The following is a 751-nucleotide window of genomic DNA, read 5'->3' as shown; positions in this document are numbered from 1 at the left end:
CTCCAGGGCCGTCGCGTACTGCCGGTTGAGCCGGGCGCGCTCGCTCGGCAGCAGGTCGTCGGTGACGGCCTCGCGGACCAGGGCGTGCCGGAAGCGGTAGCCGTTGTCGTCGTCCGTCGGGAGCAGGATGTTGGAGCCGACGGCGGTGCGCAGCGCCTCGATCAGCTCGTCCTCGCCGAGCCTGGCGACGGCCGCGAGCAGCGCGTGCTCCACGCGTGAGCCGCCCTCCGCCACGATCCGCACCACCCGCTCGGCGTCGTCGGGCAGCGCCTCGACCCGCACCAGCAGCAGGTCGCGCAGCGACTCGCTGAGCCCGCACTGGGCTCCGTCGGTGATGCTGTGGGCGATCTCCTCGACGAAGAAGGCGTTGCCGTCGGTCCGCTCGAAGACCCGGTCCACCAACTGCCGGTCGGGCTCGGTGCCGTAGATGCCAGCTATCTGCGCGTGCACCTCGGCGCGGTTGAAGCGCGCCAGCTCGATGCGGCGCACGGTGCGCATGCGGTCGATCTCGGCGATGAAGGGGCGCAGCGGGTGGCGGCGGTGGATGTCGTCGGAACGGTACGTGGCGAGGATGACCAGTCGCGCGCGCTGCACGGAGCGGAAGAGGTAGCCGAGCAGCTCGCGGGTGGAGCGGTCCGCCCAGTGCAGGTCCTCGATGACGAGCACCAGCGTGCGCTCGGTGGCGAGCCGCTCGAGGAGGCGCGCCGTCAGCTCGAACAGCCGGGCCCGGCCGTCCTCGTCCCGCGACTCC

1 protein-coding gene is annotated in these 751 nt (G+C 72.4%); it reads right to left on the bottom strand.

The window, feature by feature from the left end:
- Window positions 1-751 (bottom strand): AAA family ATPase (locus KUM32_RS33220; RefSeq protein WP_217145638.1); only part of this gene is annotated, 751 nt, incomplete at both ends.

The sequence above is a fragment of the Streptomyces sp. AC627_RSS907 genome, from assembly GCF_019049165.1.
This window is presented reverse-complemented; position numbering and strand designations above follow the sequence as displayed.